Origin of the sequence: Sphingomonas sp. CCH9-E2 (assembly GCF_001557215.1) — a bacterium.
In the GTDB taxonomy this organism is placed as follows: Bacteria; Pseudomonadota; Alphaproteobacteria; order Sphingomonadales; family Sphingomonadaceae; genus Sphingomonas.
Window position 1 is genome coordinate 1 of record NZ_LSJM01000143.1, and the last position, 5064, is coordinate 5064.

The window sequence follows — 5064 nt, forward strand, 5'->3', positions numbered from 1 at the left end:
CCGGCCAGAGCACCGCCGCATCCTCGACCGGCATCCTTTCGAGATCGGTACAGAGCTGGGCGCGCAGTCGATACTCCGCGCTCTGATCGCGGAAATGCTCGACCACCAGATCGCGCATGGTGGCGTCCTCCACCGCGCCGACATCCTTGCCGGCGAGTGCCCGGACATTTTCGGAGAGCGGTGCGGCGCTGATCTTGGCGATGTAGTCGCCGAAGCGGATCGCCGCCATCGAGTGATAGGTCTCGCCAAGCAGATGGTCATTGTCGCGCGCGAGACCGCGCAGCGTGGCGCCGGGCTCGACGCCGACCGCTTCGACCGCGGCTTCCACTCCCCGCGCCACCCCGGCCATGGCGCGCTGGAGAACGGCCGGGTTCTGGGCATTCTTTTCCAGAAGGCCGATGAGCTGGCGATATTTACCGATCGTGCCGAAGCTCAGGGTCGGGATATTGACCAGCAGGAAATCCTGGTTGCGGCCCTGGTCTTCGGGGAGAAGCCGCTCCCCCGCCACGCCAATGACCTTGATCGCCATACCGCGCGGAGCCGGTATCGTATCGGAGTGAATATCTCCGGGCGCTGATGAGAGGCGGATCACCACGGAATAGGTGGCGGGACGAGCGAAAAGCCCCTGGCGCAGATGCTCCGGCAGTTCCGGGATGACCAACTCACCCTTCAGGAACCCGTGGCTCTTGGCATGGGCGTCGCGCACCGCATGGCGGTGGCGTTCGAAGGCCTTACGGTTGGTGCTCGCCATGATCTCGAGGATTTCGGCGGTCAGCCGCTCCTCGTCTTCGCCGAGAACCTCCACGTCCGGGGAATAGCCAATGTAGGTTTCAGCCAAGGGCACTCCTTCGCGTTTTAATTTCGATACTGCGGACGATTTCGGGTCGAAATCGCCGTTGATTTCGGATATCAGTTGATATCTGGTTTTTACTGAGAGCGCGGAACCGCCGAAAAGGTTTCGCACGTCTCGCCCGTTGGTTGGAGAACGAACCCATGCCGCTTACGCGCAAGGACACGCAGCGCCAGACGCGGGACCGGCTGATCGCCGCCGCACATACCTCGATCATCGAGGAGGGGGTCGCCGCCATGTCGATCCGCAACATCTGCAGCGCGGCCGGCCATTCGCAGGGTGCCTTCTACTCGAACTTCGCCAGCAAGGACGATCTGCTGGTCGAGATCCTGCAGAGCCATATCCAGGATGAGGTCACACTGCTTCGCGACCTGGTCGCGCACTCCTCCGGCGATGATATCGAGGCAACGCTCCAGGTGCTGGCCGCCCGGCTCGCGAAGCTGGCCGGTGAAGCGCAATGGTCGCTCCTCTCGATCGAATTGCAGCTTCACGCGCGGCGCGATCCGGCTTTCGCCGAGCGGCACCGGGAGGGCAAGGCGGCCTGCTATCGGATGTTCGGTGAACTCGTTGCCGATCTAACGCAACGCTTCGCACTTCGACCGGCCTTGCCGCCGATGCAGACCGGTATCGGTCTTTACGCGGTCTGGATGGGACTGGCGGTGCAGGGCGATGTCGAAGGCGCCATGCCGCGCGACGAGATGCTCGTCGGCTTCTTCCGCGCCATGGCAGGACTGGGTTCGTCGCATGAGGAGCAGGCGTATTCGTGAGCGGGATCGTGTCAGATCGTCGACGCATCGGCTGCGATGAGCACGGACACCCACTCGTCGGCGAGGTGGATGAGCATCGGCGCTTCCATATCCGCTTCCGCGCCCGGGACGCCGACATCGACGAACTCGGCCATGTCAACAATGCGGTCTGGGTGACCTGGATTCAGGATGTGTCGGTGGCGCATTGGCTGACGGCCGCGCGGCCGCAGGATCGCGACCGGTTCGTCGCGGTCGTGCTGCGCCATGAGGTCGACTATCGCGGCAATGTCCGGGCGGGAGACGAGGTCAGTGCGATCACCTGGGTCGTCCGAGCGCCGCGGGGTGCCCGCTATGCACGATGTGTCGAATTCCATGCCGAAGACGGCCGGACGATCGTCGCCTCGCTGACCCAATGGGCCCTGGTCGATCGGGAAACCGGCAAGCTGGCCCGCGTCCCGGTGGAGGTGGCGGCTCCGTTTCTAAGTGACGATACCGCGCAGAAGGAAATTGGATGAGCGATATCAGGAAAGTGGCGGTTCTCGGCACGGGAGTCCTCGGGAGCCAGATCGCCTTCCAGACGGCCTATAGCGGCTTCGATGTTGTCGCCTACGACATCAGCGAGGAAGCGCTCGAACAGGCGCGCGCACGGCTGGCGGCGCTCGTCGAAACCTACACGAACGAGGTGTCGGGCGCGGCTGGCGGCAAGGCGGCCGGGGCGCTCAAGCGGATCGCTCTGCTGAGCGATCTCGGCGCGGCCGTCGCGGACGCGGACCTCGTGATCGAGGCGGTTCCGGAGGTTCTTTCGATCAAGCAGGCGCTCTACGAGAAACTGGCGGGGCTCGCGCCGGACAGGACGATCTTCGCCACCAATAGCTCGACCCTGCTGCCGAGCGACCTGAAGGCTTACACCGGCCGACCGGACCGGTTTCTGGCGCTGCACTTCGCCAACAGCATCTGGAAGTTCAACACCGCCGAGGTGATGGGCACGGACGACACCGATCCGGCCGTGTTCGATGCCCTGATCGCCTTCGCCTCCGCCATCGGCATGGTGCCGATCCCGGTGCGCAAGGAGAAAGCGGGTTACGTCCTCAATTCGCTTTTGGTGCCGCTCCTGAACGCGGCCGCCGATCTGGCGGCCGGCGGCTATGCCGAGCCGGAAGATGTCGACAAGGTCTGGCGGATCGCCACCGGCGCGCCGATGGGGCCGTTCCAGATCTACGACATCATCGGATTGAACACCCCCTACAACATCCTCTCGCATGGCGACGAGCATGCTCAGTCGCTCGCCGCCTGGCTGAAGGAAAACTACATCGACAAGGGCAGGCTCGGCATCGCCTCGGGCGAAGGCTTCTACAGCTACAAGCCCTCCGCAGACTGATCCCAACAAGAAGAACAGGAGTTCGCCATGCACTATAGCAGCGGAAACTATGAAGCCTTCGTGCGTCCCCGCAAGCCCGAGGGCGCCGACAAGAAGACGGCCTGGTTTGTCGTATCGGGGCTGGCGGGGCTTGCCGGCGCGGCCTTCCTGATCCGCGACGGCGGCGTTTCCGGCGACCGCATCACCATCCTTGAAGAGCTGGAAATCCCTGGTGGCGCGCTCGATGGTCTGGACGTGCCCGAAAAGGGCTTCGTCATTCGCGGCGGCCGCGAAATGGAAGAACATTTCGAGTGCCTGTGGGACCTTTATCGCTCGATCCCCTCGCTGGAGATCGAGGACGCCAGCGTGCTCGACGAGTTCTACCGGCTCAACAAGGACGATCCCAACTTTTCGCTCCAGCGCACGACGCAGAACCAGGGCCAGGACGTGCCCGACAAAGCGCTGTTGACGCTAAACGACAAGGCCCAGAAGGACCTGCTCTCGGTCTTCCTCGCGACGCGCGAGGAGATGGAGAACAAGCGTATCAACGAGGTCTTCGGCGAAGACTTCCTCAAAAGCAATTTCTGGCTCTACTGGCGCACCATGTTCGCCTTCGAGGAATGGCATTCCGCGCTGGAGATGAAGCTCTACCTGCACCGCTTCATCCATCATATCGGCAGTCTCGCCGACTTCTCCTCGCTCAAGTTCAACCGCTATAACCAGTATGAATCGATGGTCCTGCCGCTGGTGAAGTGGCTGACCGATCACGGCGTCACGTTCCGCTACGGCGTCGAGGTCACCGATGTCGATTTCGACATCCAGCCCGGCCGCAAGCAAGCGACCCGCATTCACTGGAAAGAGCGCGGCGTCGAAGGCGGCGTCGATCTCGGGCCAGACGATCTCGTCTTCATCACGATCGGCTCGCTGACCGAGAATTCCGACAATGGCGACCACAGGACGCCGGCGAAGCTCAATGAAGGACCGGCGCCGGCCTGGGACCTGTGGCGCCGCATCGCCGCGAAGGATCCGGCCTTCGGCCGCCCCGACGTGTTCGGCGCCCATATCCCGGAGACGAAATGGGCCTCCGCCTCCATCACTGCCCTCGACGCCCGCATTCCGGCCTATGTCGAGAAGATCACCAAGCGGAACCCCTTTACCGGCAAGATCGTCTCCGCCGGTATCGTCACGGTGAAGGACTCGGCGTGGCTGCTGAGCTGGACGGTTCATCGCCAGCCGCATTTCAAGAAGCAGCCCAAAGATCAGATGATCGCCTGGTTCTACGCGCTCTTTGTCGATTGCCCCGGCGACTTCGTGAAGAAGCCGATGCAGGAATGCACCGGTGAGGAGATCACCCAGGAATGGCTCTATCACCTCGGCGTGCCGGTCGAGGACATTCCCGAACTCGCGGCATCCGGCGCCAGCACCGTTCCCACGATGATGCCCTATATTACCGCCTTCTTCATGCCGCGCCAGGCGGGTGACCGGCCGGACGTGGTGCCGGAGGGCGCGGTCAACTTCGCCTTCATCGGCCAGTTCGCGGAATCGAAGCAGCGGGACTGCATCTTCACCACGGAATATTCGGTGAGAACCCCGATGGAGGCCGTCTACACGCTGATGAATGTCGAGCGCGGCGTGCCGGAGGTCTTCAACTCGACCTATGATATTCGTACACTTCTTGCTGCGATCGGTCCGCTGCGGGACGGCAAGGGCATCGATCTTCCCGGACCGGCCTTCCTGCGCAAGCTGCTGATGAAGAAGCTCGAAGGCACAGAGATCGCCAAGCTGCTCGAAGAGTTCCATCTGATCGAGGAGTGAACAAAGACCGGAAGGCACGCGCGGCGTGTGAAAGGTGATGAATGGCCGACGACGATCAGAAGAGCGAACGCGCCGCCGAGGTGACTGGGGCGCACGGCCATCATCACCATCATGAGCCGGACGGCGAAACGCCGTCCGGTCACGTCGACCATGATCCGGTCTGCGGCATGGTGGTCGATCCCGCCAGGACCGCTCACAAGGCTGAGTATGAAGCCGAGCGCTACGTCTTCTGCTCGGCCGGCTGTCCGTCGTCAGAACATTCGGCACAACTCGCGGCGTAGATTAGCGGAGTGCGG

7 protein-coding genes are annotated in these 5064 nt (G+C 63.0%); 5 read left to right on the forward strand and 2 right to left on the reverse strand.

Going from position 1 to position 5064, the window contains the following annotated elements; genetic code table 11:
* Positions 1-964, reverse strand: a 964-nt coding sequence (locus AX681_RS07660; protein ID WP_231734888.1) for a catalase family protein, incomplete at its 3' end; no start/stop codon positions are given.
* A 29-nt stretch (positions 965-993) separates the two neighbouring features.
* Between AX681_RS07660 and AX681_RS07665 the strand changes: the two genes are divergently transcribed.
* Positions 994-1617: a TetR/AcrR family transcriptional regulator gene (locus AX681_RS07665; RefSeq protein WP_066656783.1), complete on the forward strand. Its 624-nt coding sequence runs from the start codon at positions 994-996 to the stop codon at positions 1615-1617.
* Between the two features lie 11 nt (positions 1618-1628).
* Here the strand turns inward: AX681_RS07665 and AX681_RS23185 are convergent, their stop codons facing one another.
* Entirely contained in the window at positions 1629-1751 is a 123-nt protein-coding gene (locus tag AX681_RS23185) for a hypothetical protein (protein ID WP_267903939.1), read from the reverse strand.
* Here AX681_RS23185 and AX681_RS07670 point away from each other — a divergent pair.
* Genes AX681_RS07670 through AX681_RS07685 form a run of 4 tightly spaced genes read left to right on the forward strand, consistent with a single transcriptional unit; the run spans position 1734 to position 5049 of the window.
* Entirely contained in the window at positions 1734-2111 is a 378-nt protein-coding gene (locus AX681_RS07670; protein ID WP_231621840.1) for an acyl-CoA thioesterase, read from the forward strand. The genes AX681_RS23185 and AX681_RS07670 overlap by 18 nt on opposite strands.
* Positions 2108-2974 carry a 3-hydroxyacyl-CoA dehydrogenase gene (locus tag AX681_RS07675; RefSeq protein ID WP_046407406.1) on the forward strand — a complete coding sequence of 289 codons (867 nt, stop codon included), beginning with the start codon at positions 2108-2110 and terminating at the stop codon, positions 2972-2974. The genes AX681_RS07670 and AX681_RS07675 overlap by 4 nt, the downstream gene beginning before the upstream one ends.
* A 27-nt stretch (positions 2975-3001) precedes the next feature.
* The gene (locus tag AX681_RS07680; RefSeq protein ID WP_066656786.1) at positions 3002-4768 is read left to right on the forward strand and encodes an oleate hydratase; all 1767 of its coding nucleotides are present in this window, start codon (positions 3002-3004) and stop codon (positions 4766-4768) included.
* A 41-nt stretch (positions 4769-4809) separates the two neighbouring features.
* On the forward strand, positions 4810-5049 hold the full coding sequence (locus tag AX681_RS07685; RefSeq protein WP_066656789.1) for a YHS domain-containing protein: 240 nt from the start codon (positions 4810-4812) through the stop codon (positions 5047-5049).
* Positions 5050-5064 lie beyond the last annotated feature (15 nt).

Coding starts and splice junctions, on each gene's coding strand:
- AX681_RS23185 (WP_267903939.1), bottom strand. CDS start 1,751: ATGGCCGAGTTCGTCGATGTCGGCGTCCCGGGCGCGGAAGCGGATATG.
- AX681_RS07675 (WP_046407406.1), top strand. CDS start 2,108: ATGAGCGATATCAGGAAAGTGGCGGTTCTCGGCACGGGAGTCCTCGGG.
- AX681_RS07665 (WP_066656783.1), top strand. CDS start 994: ATGCCGCTTACGCGCAAGGACACGCAGCGCCAGACGCGGGACCGGCTG.
- AX681_RS07685 (WP_066656789.1), top strand. CDS start 4,810: ATGGCCGACGACGATCAGAAGAGCGAACGCGCCGCCGAGGTGACTGGG.
- AX681_RS07680 (WP_066656786.1), top strand. CDS start 3,002: ATGCACTATAGCAGCGGAAACTATGAAGCCTTCGTGCGTCCCCGCAAG.